This is a genomic window from Puia dinghuensis (assembly GCF_014642875.1).
Classification (GTDB): domain Bacteria; phylum Bacteroidota; class Bacteroidia; order Chitinophagales; family Chitinophagaceae; genus Puia; species Puia dinghuensis.
In genome coordinates this window covers 789,638-804,754 of the sequence record NZ_BMJC01000001.1, presented here as the reverse complement: position 1 = coordinate 804,754, position 15,117 = coordinate 789,638, and the positions used below count along the sequence as shown (strand labels likewise).

Annotated in this window: 14 protein-coding genes and 1 tRNA gene; 10 read left to right on the top strand and 5 right to left on the bottom strand. The window is 50.2% G+C overall.

The window, feature by feature from the left end:
• Positions 1-36: 36 nt before the first annotated feature.
• The 3 genes from IEY39_RS03110 (at position 37) to IEY39_RS03100 (ending at position 1,984) form a co-directional block, all read left to right on the top strand.
• Positions 37-942: an AraC family transcriptional regulator gene (locus tag IEY39_RS03110; protein WP_188928428.1), complete on the top strand. Its 906-nt coding sequence runs from the start codon at positions 37-39 to the stop codon at positions 940-942.
• A 70-nt stretch (positions 943-1,012) separates the two neighbouring features.
• Entirely contained in the window at positions 1,013-1,522 is a 510-nt protein-coding gene (locus IEY39_RS03105; protein ID WP_188928426.1) for an SRPBCC family protein, read from the top strand.
• Positions 1,523-1,549: 27 nt separating this feature from the next.
• Positions 1,550-1,984: an SRPBCC family protein gene (locus IEY39_RS03100; protein WP_188928424.1), complete on the top strand. Its 435-nt coding sequence runs from the start codon at positions 1,550-1,552 to the stop codon at positions 1,982-1,984.
• 4 nt (positions 1,985-1,988) lie between these two features.
• On the opposite strand, the gene IEY39_RS03095 is transcribed toward IEY39_RS03100, so the two are convergent.
• From IEY39_RS03095 to ppsA, 3 genes are read right to left on the bottom strand one after another with little or no spacing between them, the layout of a single operon-like run.
• Positions 1,989-2,357, bottom strand: coding sequence for a DoxX family protein (locus IEY39_RS03095; protein WP_188928422.1), 369 nt, complete (start codon positions 2,355-2,357; stop codon positions 1,989-1,991).
• Between the two features lie 60 nt (positions 2,358-2,417).
• Positions 2,418-2,990, bottom strand: coding sequence for a Crp/Fnr family transcriptional regulator (locus IEY39_RS03090; protein WP_188928420.1), 573 nt, complete (start codon positions 2,988-2,990; stop codon positions 2,418-2,420).
• 12 nt (positions 2,991-3,002) lie between these two features.
• A complete protein-coding gene (gene ppsA, locus IEY39_RS03085) occupies positions 3,003-5,594 on the bottom strand; it encodes a phosphoenolpyruvate synthase (protein WP_188928418.1) in 2,592 nt (863 codons plus the stop codon).
• Between the two features lie 182 nt (positions 5,595-5,776).
• Between ppsA and IEY39_RS03080 the strand changes: the two genes are divergently transcribed.
• From IEY39_RS03080 to IEY39_RS03060, 5 genes are all read left to right on the top strand, one after another.
• A complete protein-coding gene (locus IEY39_RS03080; protein ID WP_188928416.1) occupies positions 5,777-6,160 on the top strand; it encodes a VOC family protein in 384 nt (127 codons plus the stop codon).
• Positions 6,161-6,297: 137 nt separating this feature from the next.
• Positions 6,298-6,927 carry a hypothetical protein gene (locus IEY39_RS03075; RefSeq protein ID WP_188928414.1) on the top strand — a complete coding sequence of 210 codons (630 nt, stop codon included), beginning with the start codon at positions 6,298-6,300 and terminating at the stop codon, positions 6,925-6,927.
• Between the two features lie 29 nt (positions 6,928-6,956).
• The gene (locus tag IEY39_RS03070; protein ID WP_188928412.1) at positions 6,957-7,466 is read left to right on the top strand and encodes a hypothetical protein; all 510 of its coding nucleotides are present in this window, start codon (positions 6,957-6,959) and stop codon (positions 7,464-7,466) included.
• A gap of 171 nt (positions 7,467-7,637) precedes the next feature.
• A complete protein-coding gene (locus tag IEY39_RS03065) occupies positions 7,638-9,050 on the top strand; it encodes an amidohydrolase family protein (RefSeq protein ID WP_188928411.1) in 1,413 nt (470 codons plus the stop codon).
• A gap of 88 nt (positions 9,051-9,138) precedes the next feature.
• On the top strand, positions 9,139-11,439 hold the full coding sequence (locus tag IEY39_RS03060; RefSeq protein WP_188928407.1) for a T9SS type B sorting domain-containing protein: 2,301 nt from the start codon (positions 9,139-9,141) through the stop codon (positions 11,437-11,439).
• Positions 11,440-11,507: 68 nt separating this feature from the next.
• Here the strand turns inward: IEY39_RS03060 and IEY39_RS03055 are convergent.
• Positions 11,508-11,592 (bottom strand) — tRNA-Ser (locus IEY39_RS03055).
• A gap of 77 nt (positions 11,593-11,669) precedes the next feature.
• On the opposite strand from IEY39_RS03055, the gene IEY39_RS03050 reads away from it, so the two are divergent.
• Together IEY39_RS03050 and IEY39_RS03045 are read left to right on the top strand one after the other, a co-directional pair.
• Complete coding sequence (locus tag IEY39_RS03050) at positions 11,670-13,598, top strand: ABC transporter ATP-binding protein (RefSeq protein WP_229688746.1); 1,929 nt, start codon at positions 11,670-11,672, stop codon at positions 13,596-13,598.
• Between the two features lie 123 nt (positions 13,599-13,721).
• Positions 13,722-14,135: a DUF3276 family protein gene (locus IEY39_RS03045; RefSeq protein WP_188928406.1), complete on the top strand. Its 414-nt coding sequence runs from the start codon at positions 13,722-13,724 to the stop codon at positions 14,133-14,135.
• Positions 14,136-14,190: 55 nt separating this feature from the next.
• Here IEY39_RS03045 and IEY39_RS03040 read toward each other — a convergent pair whose 3' ends face one another.
• Positions 14,191-15,114: a glycosyltransferase family 2 protein gene (locus tag IEY39_RS03040; protein ID WP_188928405.1), complete on the bottom strand. Its 924-nt coding sequence runs from the start codon at positions 15,112-15,114 to the stop codon at positions 14,191-14,193.
• Between the last annotated feature and the right edge of the window lie 3 nt (positions 15,115-15,117).

The following is a 15,117-nucleotide window of genomic DNA, read 5'->3' as shown; positions in this document are numbered from 1 at the left end:
TCCAAGGTTTTTGGTAAATTTCAGGAATTTCAGCCAATGTTCGTCCAGCCGCTACCGAAATCATTTAATGTTGACAATGAGATAATACCGCCGGATTATTCCGATCATTTCCTTTTCTTCGAGGAATTACAACGCTCCTATGATTGCCCGGAACATCCCGCCAATATCGGGCTGCTGGCTACGACAAAAGGGAATTGCAACTACTATGTCAACGGCGGTAAGAACCAGGTCGACCCCGGCAAGGTCTTCTTTATCTCCCGGGGAAGCAGGCTGGCCATCCGGACTACGGAAAAGGGCGTGGCTCCCGTGTTGCTGTTCTTCCATTCCAAGCTGCCCGACCTGGTGTTGCACAGTCTTATTTACGGGGGTGAGGTTTTGCTGGAAAAGCCCTTCGACAGCCTGCCCTTCGATTTTTCCTACCTGGAACGAATTCACGTAGATGAGCAACTGCACCAGGTTGTTGCTTCCCTCCTCGTCCTGGGCGACAGTTGCGGCAGTTTTGCTTCCTTGCAGGCGGATATGATCATCCGGGAGATGTTCGAGAATTTACTGCGGAAGAACCAGGAAGCGTATAAGCATTCGCAAAACGTCCAGGCCGTAAAAGCATCTACCCGGCTGGAGATATTCAAACGCATCTCTACCGCCAGGGATTGGATGGATGCTCATTATAATGCTGCGATCACCCTGGAAGACATCGGGGTCGTAGCTGCGATGAACAGCCAGCATTTTCTCCGGATGTTCAAACAGGTTTATAACATTACCCCTCACCAATACCTCATCGATCTGAAATTGAAGAAAGCAAAGCAGTTGTTGGAGTCTACGGAGTTGACTATCAATGAGATTTGTCAGACCATCGGCTTTGAGAGCGTCTTTTCTTTCAGTATTCTCTTCAAGGGGCGCTTCGGCCAGCCCCCTTCCCAATTCAGAAGGGCCGAACAATAAGCCGAAAATTATCCATTTCCGATAAACCCCTTCCCGGCCCCGGGGATTAGCTTTGTCAAAAACAAGGACAATGGCACAATTACCACCAGCAGATTTCAGTCAGTTCAAACTCCGCGTCAACGTCCGGACAAGCGTCGAAAATGCTTACCGGGCCTGGGCATCCGCTTCGGGTCTCGATTCCTGGTTCCTGGGAAAAGTAACCTTCACCGATGAGGCCGGCGCCGCACGGTCGGGCGATTCTTTGGCCCAGGGAGGCGATGAATATGCCTGTTATTTTTACAGACATCCCGAGACCATGGCGATAAAGGGAAAAGTGTTGAAAGCAAACGGCAGGAATCTCTTTAGTTTTTCTTTTTCCAAGGGTTGTCCCGTAACCATCTCGATCTATACCGAACAAAATGAGACCATTGTCGAACTCATCGAAAGCAATCTGCCGACAGACGAAGAGACGATGAGAAAGCATTATGTCGGGGATTCGAAAGGGTGGATATTCTATCTCACCAATCTCAAATCCGTGCTGGAAGGTGGGCTCGATCTGCGGAACAAGAATGCAGATATTGTCAATGTCATTACGCACTGAATTTTTTCATCAATAAAACAAAACAATATGCAACAGCAGGATTACCATTGCAGCATCACTGCACCCATCAGCGCTGAAGAAGCTTTTGAAAGCATCGCCAATGTTCCGGCGTGGTGGGCAAAGCACTTCGAAGGCAGTTCGACCGCCCTTCATGACGTCTTTACCGTACGATTTGGCACTACCAATGTCACATTTGAGATCACCGAACTTATCCCGGGGAAGAGGGTAGTATGGTATGTGACGGATTGTTATCTGGATTTTATCGAGGACAAACACGAGTGGACGGGCACCAGCGTTGTCTGGGAGGTTTCGGCGGATGGCGATTCGACCCGTATCGACATGACGCATCTTGGTCTCGTACCGCAAGCAGAATGCTATGGACAGTGCCAGGCGGGCTGGGACGACCATATCAAGAACAGCCTTGTCAAATACATGACCGAGCATGCGGGGATGCCGGTGTAGGCATTCATAACTGTAACCCTCTTTCTAAAGCCACGAATAGCGAAAGACCCAGCAGCACCAGGTTGGTCGCTACGTTCCTCTTCTCTTTGAGCCGCATATGGATAGGGGCTGCCATTAGCATGATCACCGCAAAACAAGCGGCAGCAACGGGTGTCAGTAAGGGCATTATACCTGTCCACCAGGGTAGAATAAGTCCGATGGAGCCCAATATTTCGCTGACGCCGATGAACCGGATAGCCCCGGCCGAGTAGCCGGCAACACCGGTCTGTCCCCGGGCGATCAATTGTTGTTCGGAAAGCAGGGTCTTATTGATTCCTGAATAAAGAAAAGCAGCTGCCAGCAATAGCTGGGATGTCCAGAGCATGGTGTTCATAAACGATGATTTTAATGACACAAAGCTCCGGCAGGGAGCCGGCCTTTCTTTTGACATATATCAAAAACCGGAATGCTGCGCCCTGATACGGCTAAGCGTCTCCTGGGTGATGCCGAGGAAGGATGCGATCATCCCGAGGGGAACCCTGTTCACCAGGGAAGGATTGGTAGTGATCAATTGCTGATAGCGCTGCTGGGCGGTGGCAAAGTGGAGATCGTCGAATCGTTGCTGTAGCTGGATGATCCCGTGGCTAAGCAGGAGGCGGCCAAGCCGGTCGATGTCATGGTATTGCCGATAAAGATTTTCGAGATCGGTATAGGCGATTGCCTGGAAGGTAGAGTCCTCCAATAATTCGATGCCCCGCCTGTCGGGTTGACGGGTGAGAAAGCTGATGATCGAGACGGCGAAAGAACCCTCGGCGCTGATCCAGTCGGTGACGTCTTTCCCGTCCTTCAGATACCACGTTCGCGTGAGTCCTTTTTCGATGAAGTAAAGATAATGACACACCGCACCGGGACGTAGCAGGCGATTGCCTTTGGGCAGGTCCATTCGCCGCACGACGGCCGCAAGCGCATCCTGGCTTTCGTCGGAGAGGGTAGTCATCTGCTTTATAAAAGCGAAAAGGGATTCCATGGAATCCCTAAATTACCGATCTTTTAGTACTTCTACATATCCGTCCGTTCCATTCACCCGGATCCACTGACCATCTTTGATCAGCCTGGTGGCATTCTCCACGCCGACAACTGCGGGTAAGCCATATTCACGGGCGATAACTGCTCCATGGGTCATCAGCCCACCGACTTCGGTGACCAGGCCTTTTACCGATACAAACAAGGGTGTCCAGCTTGGGTCGGTAAATGCGGTGACTAATATATCGCCATCATCCAGATCGGCGTCTTCCATGTTTAAGATGACACGTGCCCGTCCTTCTATGACTCCGGAAGAAACAGGTAGACCTACAATGGCTTCGGCGGGGAGATATTCCCGTTTGTACTTACCCACAATGATCTCACCGTCAGAGGTGATAACGCGTGGGGGAGTCAGCTTTTCGAATAATTTGTACTCGTCCTTTCGTTTGCTGATGATGGGGTAATCCAGCTTATTTGTGCGTACGACCTCGCGCAGTTCTTCAAAAGTGAGATAGAATATATCTTCATTTTCATGGATGACTCCGGCTTGTACCAGGTGTTCGGCTTCTTTTAGTAAGGCCTGCTTATAAACGAAGTAGCGACTGATGATGGCGTATTTTGGATATTCCCGATAACCGCTGAAATTCCGGATCAGATCGATCATTCGTTTTGTTTCTTTAGCTTTTTGTTCACCATCCGGTAAGGGCGCCAATCGACGTAATAGCTCTTGTTCCTTTTTCAAAGCTTCCTCTAGCCCTTGTTCAAATTTCCGCTTGCCGGCACCAGGCTCAAAGTTTTTGATGTTGCTGAGGATCATAGGGACGAGTGTAGCTGGTTTTTCGCTCCAGCGGGTTTTCGTAACATCGATCTCGCCGACGCATCGCATTCCATATTTGTTCAGATAAGCATAGATAGCGTCGAGGGTCTCCTGTCCACCATCAAGCTTAGCGAGCCCGTCGAAAAAGTTATTATCTTTTGCCTGTTGTAAATAATCAATTACCCGAGAATAAGGGCGAATCACATCCGCGACATCCAATAGGGCCAGACCCATTTCCGCAGTAATATTGTGGGGTACAGATTGAGAAAGGGTGTCTGCTGCGTTTTTTTCACCAAGCCACTCCTTCATTTTTTCATTGATCCATGCTGAAGCATTCATGCCGGTGATAATCACCCCAAAACTTCGTGGATCAAATAATATCTTCCTTGTTTGCTGGATATCTTCCAGGATAAAATCAAATAGATCCGCTCCCGATCTGGTTTGGATGTTATTTTTTAGCTCGTTTATCGAGGTTTGACTATTTTTTATAAGATCAGGGACGATTGCCGGCTCATATTCGATTTGTGCCTTAAAGGGATTCTGGACTTTCTTGTCTTCTGGTAGCAATTTTATGAAATCTCCCCGCTCTATGATCGTCATAAGTGCGTCGCTTATCAGCGGATCGTGTTGTCCTATCACCTCTAGTAACATTTCTCTGCCGGAAGCCGAAGAAAGATTAGTTGTGACATCAACAAACAACCTTCCCGCGGCTTTAAACATGGGTCGGGCGGTTGTTAATTGCCATAAAGACATTCCCAATGGTTTCATGGGGTCGGTCATCATTTGCTGATGGCCGACGGATATATAAACGTGATTTTCCCGATCGTTTGCTTCAGGGATGGGGAATAAAGTAGTGATCGGCCGGCTTTGGACAATATAAAACGTATCATCGGCCAAACACCATTCGATGTCCTGGGGGTGGTCGAAATGTTCTTCGATCTTTCTGCCGATGCACTCCAACTGCAAGATCTGCTCATCCGTCAGGGCTTGCCTGTTCTGCTGCAAAGGTTCGATCTCCTGTTCTTTCGTACCGCCATCTTTTGCCGCATAAATAGCCAGCTTCTTGGCAGATATTTTCTTATCGATAACCTTGCCTTCACACACTTTATAGATGTCTGCATTCACCAGTCCGGAGACCAGCGCCTCGCCAAGTCCGAAGCTGGCATCGATGGACAGCACCTTTCTATTAGAAGTGACTGGATCGGCAGTAAACAAAATTCCTGCCGCCTGCGGGAAGATCATCTTTTGAACAACCACAGAAAGGAGAACCTTGCGGTGGTCGAAGCCGTTTTGAAGGCGGTAGATTACCGCCCTCTCGGTGAATAGCGATGCCCAGCATTTGCTGATATGCTTTAGGATTGCCTCCTTGCCAATGATGTTCAAATAGGTATCCTGCTGGCCTGCAAAGGATGCCGTTGGCAGGTCTTCCGCCGTAGCGCTCGACCGCACGGCAAAAGCAGCTTTTTCACCAAACTTTGTGAGCGTACCCGCAATCTCTTCTGCTATATCCGTAGAAATGGGCGTTCTTTCGATGGCCATACGGATCTTTGCGCTGATCTCGCTGATATTTTTTCTCTCGTCTGGCTTGAGGCGTGTTAGTTGATCCAGCAGGCTGTTGAGTTGCTGATCGTTTTCGGTTATTTTTTTATACGCTTCGGTGGTGACGCAAAAACCATCGGGCACCAATATCCCCTTGATACTGGACAGTTCGCCAAGGTTGGCGCCCTTGCCGCCTGCAGCCATGCGTTTTGTTCTATCGATCTCCTGAAGGCAAATTGCGTAGGTGTTCATATGGTTTTCCTCCTTTGAGCGATACAAAATTGCGCAAAGAATGTATATCTCCGTAAAGGATGGCTTAAAAAATTAATCCTCAAACCAGGCGATGGTTTGTTTTGTTACCCATAGAAGGTCTTTGCCCTTTTTTAATTATTTTCGTGTATACGATAATATATAATTATTCTAACACAACAAAAATGAAAAAAGTAACAGGAATTGGCGGCATCTTTTTTAAATGCAAAGACCCCAATAAAATGAAAGAATGGTACAAAACTCATTTAGGTTTTGACACAACCCAGTGGGGAGTAAGTTTTGAGTGGCGACAAGAGGCAGATCCAACGAAAAAAGGTTCTACTCAATGGAGTCCATTTGCTGAAACAACAAAATATTTCGAGCCTTCAACAAAAGACTATATGATCAACTATAGAGTCGAGAATTTAGAAGCTCTTGTTGAGCTACTTAAAAGTGAAGGAGTAACGGTTGTAGACAACATTGAGGCTTTTGAATACGGCAAATTTGTACATATTATTGACGTTGAAGGCAACAAGGTTGAACTTTGGGAGCCTAATGATGGTGAGTAGAATAAGACGAATTGGTATTCTACAGGTAGCGCTCAATCTTTCTTCGGGTATCTTCAGGATGATCCCGGCCAGAGGGCGAGCAAGTTCGTTCCAGTAGAATTGAAAAGACGATCTTTATCTTTATTAAACCTTATACCATGGACCTTTCACACGAAGACTTCCAAAAAGCAAAACGCATAGGCGAGGCGATACAGGAGTTTCTCCTTCAGACCGGCATGAAGGACGCAAGAAGCACAGACGTATATGAGATACTTGCCAGAAAAGGGTTGATTGAAAAAGACCGTCACAATGGATACCATTTCCGGCAGTTCTTGAAAAAACTTAAAGACGCCAATGTCCTTTCTCAACTTATACCACAATGTACTTTCACGACAAATGACAAAGGAGAAAATGAATGGCATTTCCATACCTCGATAAAAAAGGCAGGCAATTCGGCTAATACCGGGAAACAGGCCACGATCATCCACAAGCCGGCTATGAGCCAGGAAGACATCTCTCGGCTGCTGCAGGAAGAAAGCGTGAATGTAGAGATGCTGCCGGTAAGGACAGACAAAATATATACAACGCAGGAACTATCGATCAGAAAAAACTACCCCCGCGCTTTCGAATATTGGACGGACAAGGAATACGCCATATTAGACAGGGTCTATATGCAATGCAAAAATCTGGATGTGGTGGCGGCCTTACTAATGCGACAGCCGCATATAGTCAGGGATAAAATTGGATCCAGCAGAATGTCCGGGTTTGAAGATCAATTGGAAAATTGAAGGCTGGTTTCTACAAAATGAAATTAAATTTGAACAGCTCGGACATCACCATTGAAGATGTTAACCTGCAGGTAGAAAAAAGTAGCAGGTACATTGAGGGCAAAGTGCAGGTCATCATTACATTGAAGAATAGTTCGAAGACGTTGATATATTATGTGCTGAAGCGGCCTCGAAATATTGATTATGATAAAGGCAGCCGTACCTTATCTATCGGTCTATACGAAAAAGAGCTGCCGCAGGATATAAAAGTTAGTTTTAGCCGTTTTGAACCTGAACAAGTAGCCATCTTACCTGATACCACGCTTCAATGGCAATATTTGTTTCCAGTGTGGATGAAAAAAATAACGCGTCCTTCTGGTTTAAGGGAGATTGTTGAAGTGTTAAATATTTCTGATGTTCAAAAAGTAGTTTGTACAGTAGCATACCATACAAGCCCGTTCCGGGTTAAATCTTCCGATGGACCGGAAGAAGTACTGGTGGCACTTTCCAAATGGGGAGAAACGGTCTCTGCGAGTTTCGAAAGAAAGCTTACCCTTTGATGATTGTAACCACCACATCGGCTTGAAGGATCATCTCAAAACAAATTGATCTACAGAGAGTAAACAACCCTCTTCAAAAAAAATTTGCGAAACCGATCGGCTGCACGTATATTTGCAACCGATCGGCTTCTTATGGTTTACTCACCCTGGTCACCAACAAATGACAACCGCATGAAAAAACTTCTCCTTGCCGGATCTTACCTGCTCATCGGTTTGCAGGCGATATCCCAAACCTCCTTTTCAGCACAGGTAAAGAAATACATCGATTACGATTCCTCCTTCATTGCCTTCACCCATTGCAGGCTTGCCGATGTAAAAAACCTGAAGGTACTGGAAGACCAAACGGTGATCGTCCGCAACGGCATAATAACTGCGGTAGCAGATAGCAAAAAACTTCCACCCCCTTCCGGCAGCACCGTCATCGACCTGACCGGAAAATCCCTCTTGCCCGGATTTGTCCTCTTGCACGAACACATGTACTATGCAAACTACTCCGCCGACTTCACCTATCTACATGTCAAGCAATTGCCGTTCACTTTCCCAAAACTATACCTGGCCTGCGGCGCAACGACTGTTCGCACAGCCGGAAGCGTTGAGCCCTATTCCGACCTGAATCTCAAACGGGACATCGATCAGGGCAAGATCCTCGGACCGGAAATGGATGTGACCGCGCCCTATCTGGAAGGGAAAGGCAGCATCTTCCCCGGGATGCATGAATTGAGCGGGCCCGCAGAGGCGAAAGCTTTTGTCGACTTCTGGGCCAGCCAGGGCTGCACTTCATTCAAAGGATATATGTTCGTGGATAAGCCTACGCTGAAGGCCGCAATAGACGAGGCCCACGCCAAAGGACTAAAAGTGACGGGCCATTTATGTGCTGTTACTTACCGCGAGGCGGCGGAAATGGGTATTGATCAGTTGGAACATGGCTTTTCTGTGGCCACAGATTTTGTCCCTAACAAAAAGGAGAATGCCTGTCCACTTTTTGCGGCACCCATCGCATCCGCGGATTCGCCGAAAGTAAAAGACCTGATCCGATTCCTCGTCGACAAAAAGGTGATCGTGACGTCCACCCTGGCCGTCATCTACAACATGACTACCCTGGATACAACGATCCGTCCCGAAGTACTGGAGGCGATGTCGCCCGATACCCGGAATATGTTCCTTAACGTCTACAACAAAATGCGCAACTCCTTAGGCAACAAAGCCATGCTGGAGGAAATGAAGATGGAAAAGATGTTTTCGGATGCCGGCGGTCTGTTGACCGTTGGCACCGACCCCACCGGCAGTGGTGCTACCCTCGCCGGATACGGCTCACAGCAGTCCATCGAACTCTTGACACAGGCGGGGTTCAGCCCAATAGAAGCTATACGCATCGCCACGTACAATGGCGCGAAGGCGCTTGGACTGGAAAATAAGATCGGCTCCATCGAGGTCGGCAAGGCTGCCGACCTGGTGGTCATCGATGGGGATATTTCTCAGCATATCGAAAACATCAGGAAGGTCACCTGGGTGTTTAAACAAGGCGTGGGCTTCAATTCCCAAAAGATATTCAGTTCCGTAAAGGGAGAGGTTGGTAAATATTAATGCCGGGCTCGATCAGGAATAGATGTTTAACTTTTCATTAGACAAGTAAGTAATCGCGTAGGCGGGCCTGGATCGTATCTTCGGAAGGATGACCAAAACGCTATTTTACCTTATCTTTCTTCACGGTTGTGTCCTTTTTTCCCACGCCGTTTCGGGTCAGTGCGGGTACAAAGCCACCCTCCGCACCAATAAAGACTATTGCGTCGGCAGCGCGCTCATCGTTACATCCACCCATGCCCTGCAGAAGATCACCTGGTACCAGAACGGCCGGCCCGTCAGCACGGTCACCGGCACGCAGTCCCTTTCAACCAAACCCGTACAGATCCCCATCTTCCTGGCGGTAGATAGCATACATTCCGACCTGGGTGATCTTCGCCTCGGAACCGATGATTCCGATAATATCTATATCCTGTATGATTTCCACCTCCTGCTAAAAACAACGGTGCTGGGTAAGTCCAGCGAAATAGCTGATATTACGGTTGCGCGATCCGACGGGACGAGCACGGGTATGTCTGTCGATGCGGCCGGCAATGTCTTCATTGCAACCTGGAATACCCTCTTCTCGCGCGACACCACCCTCGTATGGAAAGTACCGGCCGGGTCCGTTTCCCTCCGGACACCGGATATCCCTTCGGTGATGCCCGTTTCGGCGATCCCCCATGATTCCACTCCGGCCTCCAGCATTTTCGTCGACTGTCAAAAGAATATCTATCTCTACAATCCCAATAAGGGCGAGATGTACCGTTATACCCCCGGTGCTGCAACCGCCACCATCATAGAGAACGGTTTCGGATCGTGGGCGAATTGTAGCGCGTATGGCTGGGGATATGGCGCAATCCATATGGATCAGGCGGGAAAACTATTTTTCAGGATGGGCAACTCCGTGATGGAGCTTGCCCCTGGTGCAGCCGCTCCGACTGTCGCGGTGCCGGGAAAATGTACATGGGACTATAGCCGGCTGATCTCTGAGTTCTATTTGGATGGCAACGATACGATCTACCTGAGTGGTTTCAACTATTACACCAACACCGCCTTCGTAGAAAAATGGGCCCCTGGCGCCGCTGCCGGTCAGCAACTATTCAGTTTCTCCTTGCAGAAAAATACGAGTGGTCTCATCCCGATCACCATGGATAGCCACGGAAATATTTTCCTGGGGTATAACAATTCCTCAGTCGGCACCCCCGGCCCCAATCTCTACGAATACAAACGCACCACCTCCATCGATTCGGCGTTCACTCCGACCGACACCGGATCCTACTATGCGGTTGTCACCGACATCCAGGGCTATACCGTGACGTCCGACACCTTCCATGTCAATGCGCCCAGTACCGGTCCGCCCTCGATCTCGATTGCGGCTACGGCGACCAGTACGCCGGTCTGCACACCGATCCGTTTTACAGCCACACCGATCAATCCCGGGACCGCTCCGGTTTATCAATGGCAGGTCAGCGGGGTGGCCGTGGGAGGAGACAGCACTACTTATTCCAACAACCTGTTTGCCAATGGAGACCAGGTGTATTGCATCATGACCGCCCAGGCCGGCTGTGCCGGGCCGGTAGCCGACACTTCCAACATCATTACGTTGAGCATCGATCCGCGGGGTTCGGCTTCCGTGACGATCGCCGCCGCGCCAAAGACAAATATCTGCAAGGGCCAGTCTGTTACCTTCACCGCGACCGTGATGAACGGCTCAGCCAATCCGGTTTTTCAATGGTTGCTGAACGGCGACAGTACCGGCGATGACAGCAGCACCTTTGCGCGATCCAATTTCTCCAATAAGGATGTGGTGACCTGTCTGATCACCAGCGACGATGTCTGCGGGCTGGCGAAGTCCAACAGCATTCCGGTGACCGTGAGCATTCCGCCTGTGATCCAGCCGGGTCAGATCTTTACCATTCCCTACGGCGGCAGTCTCACGCTCGATCCGGTGATCAGCGGTACCGTCGATACCTGGGCGTGGTCGCCCGGCAGTTGGCTTTCGGACAGTACGATCGCCAACCCGGTGGCCGATCCACCGTCGACGATCACTTATACGCTGATGGTGCAAGCGAACGGCGGCTGCGGCGATACGGCGACGGTACTGGTTGATGTGTTTACGCCGCTGGCTCTTCCAAATGCTTTCACCCCCAATGGCGATGGACGGAATGATCGCTTTTACGTCCTGGGCGGACCCGTGAATAGTGTAGTCGAGACGTTTGCTGTATTCAACCGCTGGGGACAGGCGGTGTTCCGGGCGCATAATGTGGCGCCAGGGGATGCGAGCGTAGGCTGGGACGGCCGGATCAATGGGTCGTTTGTTCCACCGGGGACGTACGTGTATGTTGTGGTGATGCGCTTTGCCACGGGATCCCGGCAGACGTATAAGGGCACGGTCGAGGTGATACGATGACTGCAAGCTCGCGCGTCTTCTTCAAACAAAAATGCCCCGCCGGGGGCGGGGACATTGGTTTGGTCTTGCGGAGAGAGAGGGATTCGAACCCCCGGAGGTGTTACCCTCAACGGTTTTCAAGACCGCCGCAATCGACCGCTCTGCCATCTCTCCGGGCGCAAAATTAGGGTCTCTACATGAACGGCCAAATTTTTTCGGTGCGAGTTCTTAACTTTGCTTAAATTTTTGGTTTGAAGCACTTAAAGGCGGTAAACAAGTATTTCTGGAAGTATCGGTGGCGGTTCTTATTGGGCCTTGTGTTCATCATCCTGTCCAACTATTTCCGCATCCTCACTCCGCAGGTGACGGGCTATGTCGTCAACTCCGTCGAAAGCCAACTGCGGGATAGCCTCAACCACCGGGACTCTGCCGCCGCAGCCCGACAGCCGGCAACATCGTCGGGCCGGGCTGCCATGCCCCCCGCCAAAGCGAAAGCCCCTTCCGCCGCCTCCACCAACGCAAAGGACACTGCCAACTATGATATCCTTGTCCGGAAGTTTATCAGCAGTATGGACGTCCACAATGCTGCTTTCAGCACGAAAATTGTCATCTGCGGTATCACCCTGCTGGTGCTTGCCCTCATCAGCGGCGGCTTTCTCTTCCTGATGCGGCAGACCATCATCGTCATGAGCAGGCATATCGAATACGACCAGAAGAACGAGATCTATGCCCACTACCAGCAGCTCGATGCCAATTTCTACAAGACCCACAGCACGGGCGACCTGATGAGCAGGATGGCGGAAGACGTTAGCCGTGTACGGATGTTTACCGGTCCCGCCGTGATGTACCTAGCCAACCTGCTCGTGACCATCGGCTTCAGCCTTTTCTTTATGCTCCGCAAGGATGCCCTGCTCAGCTTCTATGTGCTGACGCCGCTGCCCATTCTCGCCATCACCATATATTATGTCAACACGATCATTCACAAGCGAAGCGAGCATATCCAGGCCCTGCTGAGTAACCTTACCACCAATGCCCAGGAGTCCTACAGCGGCATCCGGGTCATCAAATCCTTCGTCCAGGAGAAAGCGATGCTTCGCTTCTTCAGCCGCAACAGCGAAGAATATCGTAAAAATGCCGTCAACCTCGCAAAGGTGGAAGCCATCTATTTCCCCGCCATGGGCCTGATGATCGGCCTCAGCACCCTGCTAACCATCATGATCGGCGGCCTCTATGTCATCTACGGCCGTCATAACACCGATATCGGCACCATCACCGAATTCGTCATCTATATCACGATGCTCACCTTCCCAGTCAGCGCCATCGGCTGGGTGGCCAGCATGGTCCAACGGGCATCCGCCTCTCAAAAGCGTTTGAATGAGTTTCTGGAAACAGTGCCAGCTATCCGCAACGCGCCGGATGCCAGGAAGATGCCGCTAGAGGGAAATATCAGCTTCCAGGGAGTGGATTTTACCTATCCGAATACGGGTATCCACGCATTGGCCGACTTTAATCTGGAGATCCGTAAAGGGGAGAAAGTGGTCATCATCGGCAGAACCGGCAGCGGCAAGACCACCATCGCCCAACTCCTGCTTCGCATGTATGACCCCGATAAGGGTAGAGTACTGATAGACGGCACCGATCTGCGAGAGCTTAACCTGCAGGACCTGCGCCGCCAGATCAGCTATGTGCCCCAGGACGTCTTTCTGTTCAGCGACACCGTTTCCGGCAATATCCAGTTCGGCCTCGATCACACCGATGAGGACAAGGTCCGTGTCGCCGCCCGCTATGCCAGCGTGGACAAGGAGATCGACGGCTTCGCCGAACGTTATGAGACCATGATAGGAGAGAGGGGGGTAACGCTCAGCGGCGGACAGAAACAACGTATCTCCATCGCCCGGGGCCTTATCAAAGACCCCGAGATCATTGTATTTGACGACTGTTTGTCAGCTGTCGATGCTAAGACTGAAAAGGAAATACTTGGCAATTTATACCAATATCTGCAACACAAGACCGCTATCATCATCACCCATCGCATCTTTTCCCTCTTTGATTTCGATCGCATCGTCGTTCTGGAAGAAGGCAGGATCGTAGAAACCGGCACCCATCAGGAGTTAATAGCCCTCAATGGGTATTACACCTATCTCTATGAGCAGCAACAGGCTGAGAACAGCCCGGCTTAGTGTACGTTTACGGACAAAACAATTTGCCTTGACTAGGTGCTATAATTATGTGGGCAAATTTTGCTAATTCGAAAACAATACTATATTTGTGACTGCTTAATTAGAAATTAAAACAAAATTATTGTGGCGTACGAAAACAACGACAAACGAATGGAAAGCGTCTACAGCAAAAGGATCAGGGCTGGCAAACGCAGGACGTATTTCTTCGATGTGAGGGCAACCCGGAGTAACGATTACTATCTTACTATCACCGAAAGCCGTAAGAAATTTAATGAGGATGGTTACGACAGACACAAGATCTTCCTGTACAAGGAGGATTTCAATAAGTTCCTGAAGGCGTTGACGGAGGCTGTGGATTATGTCAAGACGGAATTGATGCCGGACTTCGACTTCGATGCTTATAACCACGATAATGTCCAGGAAAATGAAGGCGGCTACCAGGAAACTGCCGTCGATGATACCGTCGAAGATGAAGTACGACATACTCCCACCTCTGGTACGCATACTCCCACCGGGGAAGAAGTCGACAAATGGTAACACCTCGCTGCAACAATATTAAAAAAAGCCCCTACAAAGTAGGGGCTTTTTTTAGTTAATAACTTAATCTTGCTTTTACCCGCCGCAGATAGTCCCGGGCGGCCTGCCCGACGGGTGAGCGCTTTTCCGTCCGCGGGATTCGGGCGATCTCGCTCCAGCCTTTGAAAAAACCCCCGGCATGCCAGCCGCTCTTTTTCAGATATTCCAGGCTCCATAAGAGAGCCGTCGTACAAAAAAATGGCCACGGCAGGTATTTCCAGGCTACCTTGCTCTTGTTGACCCACATCCCCCGAAGCTTTTCCCTTGGCGTCAGCCTCCCCGCCGGCGACTCCTTGTGCAGGATAACGACCCGGTCGTCATACCGTATCGTATACCCCGCGTCAAGGGCACGATAGCTTAGATCATATTCCTCCATCCCGTAAAAGAAGTTCTCCGGGTAAAGGCCCACTTCCTCAAAGACCCTGCGCCGGATAGCATGGGCGCAACCTGAAAAGTAGGCGGTGTCAAAATGCGGCCAGTCCTTACGTTCGCTAAACCGCTTGTGAGGGAAGGCATTCTTTTGCAATTCCCCCGTGGAATAATAGTAGACCTTAAAGGCGATGATGCCGACAGGCCGGTCTGTGTCCTCAGCATCCTGTCCGTCAAAAATGGGAACGATAGGCCGCAATGCCCCCGGGTCTCGGAAAAGTGCATCGTCGTCAAGGAAGACCAGGTAGGGCGCCCTGGTGAGGCTGACCGCATAGTTGCGCCCGCGGGAAACGCCAAGATTCTCCGGGGCTACCGTATAACGGAAGGGGATATCGGGATGGGCGGCGATGAAATCTTCGAGCGCCTGGTAGGAGACCGAACTGCAGTTGTTGACAATGATCACGTCTTTTACGAGCTCGTGCAGCCCTTCCAACTGGCTGATATTCCTGGCAAGATCGAGCGCGTCGTCCGGCCGGTTGTAGGTGATGATCACAACGCTGAGCGGCTTCATGTC

Bases quoted from the DNA above. Each gene is read 5' to 3' on its own strand.
- IEY39_RS03110 (WP_188928428.1), top strand. From the start codon at position 37: ATGTTCGTCCAGCCGCTACCGAAATCATTTAATGTTGACAATGAGATA.
- IEY39_RS03105 (WP_188928426.1), top strand. From the start codon at position 1,013: ATGGCACAATTACCACCAGCAGATTTCAGTCAGTTCAAACTCCGCGTC.
- IEY39_RS03100 (WP_188928424.1), top strand. From the start codon at position 1,550: ATGCAACAGCAGGATTACCATTGCAGCATCACTGCACCCATCAGCGCT.
- IEY39_RS03095 (WP_188928422.1), bottom strand. From the start codon at position 2,357: ATGAACACCATGCTCTGGACATCCCAGCTATTGCTGGCAGCTGCTTTT.
- IEY39_RS03090 (WP_188928420.1), bottom strand. From the start codon at position 2,990: ATGGAATCCCTTTTCGCTTTTATAAAGCAGATGACTACCCTCTCCGAC.
- ppsA (WP_188928418.1), bottom strand. From the start codon at position 5,594: ATGAACACCTACGCAATTTGCCTTCAGGAGATCGATAGAACAAAACGC.
- IEY39_RS03080 (WP_188928416.1), top strand. From the start codon at position 5,777: ATGAAAAAAGTAACAGGAATTGGCGGCATCTTTTTTAAATGCAAAGAC.
- IEY39_RS03075 (WP_188928414.1), top strand. From the start codon at position 6,298: ATGGACCTTTCACACGAAGACTTCCAAAAAGCAAAACGCATAGGCGAG.
- IEY39_RS03065 (WP_188928411.1), top strand. From the start codon at position 7,638: ATGAAAAAACTTCTCCTTGCCGGATCTTACCTGCTCATCGGTTTGCAG.
- IEY39_RS03060 (WP_188928407.1), top strand. From the start codon at position 9,139: ATGACCAAAACGCTATTTTACCTTATCTTTCTTCACGGTTGTGTCCTT.
- IEY39_RS03040 (WP_188928405.1), bottom strand. From the start codon at position 15,114: ATGAAGCCGCTCAGCGTTGTGATCATCACCTACAACCGGCCGGACGAC.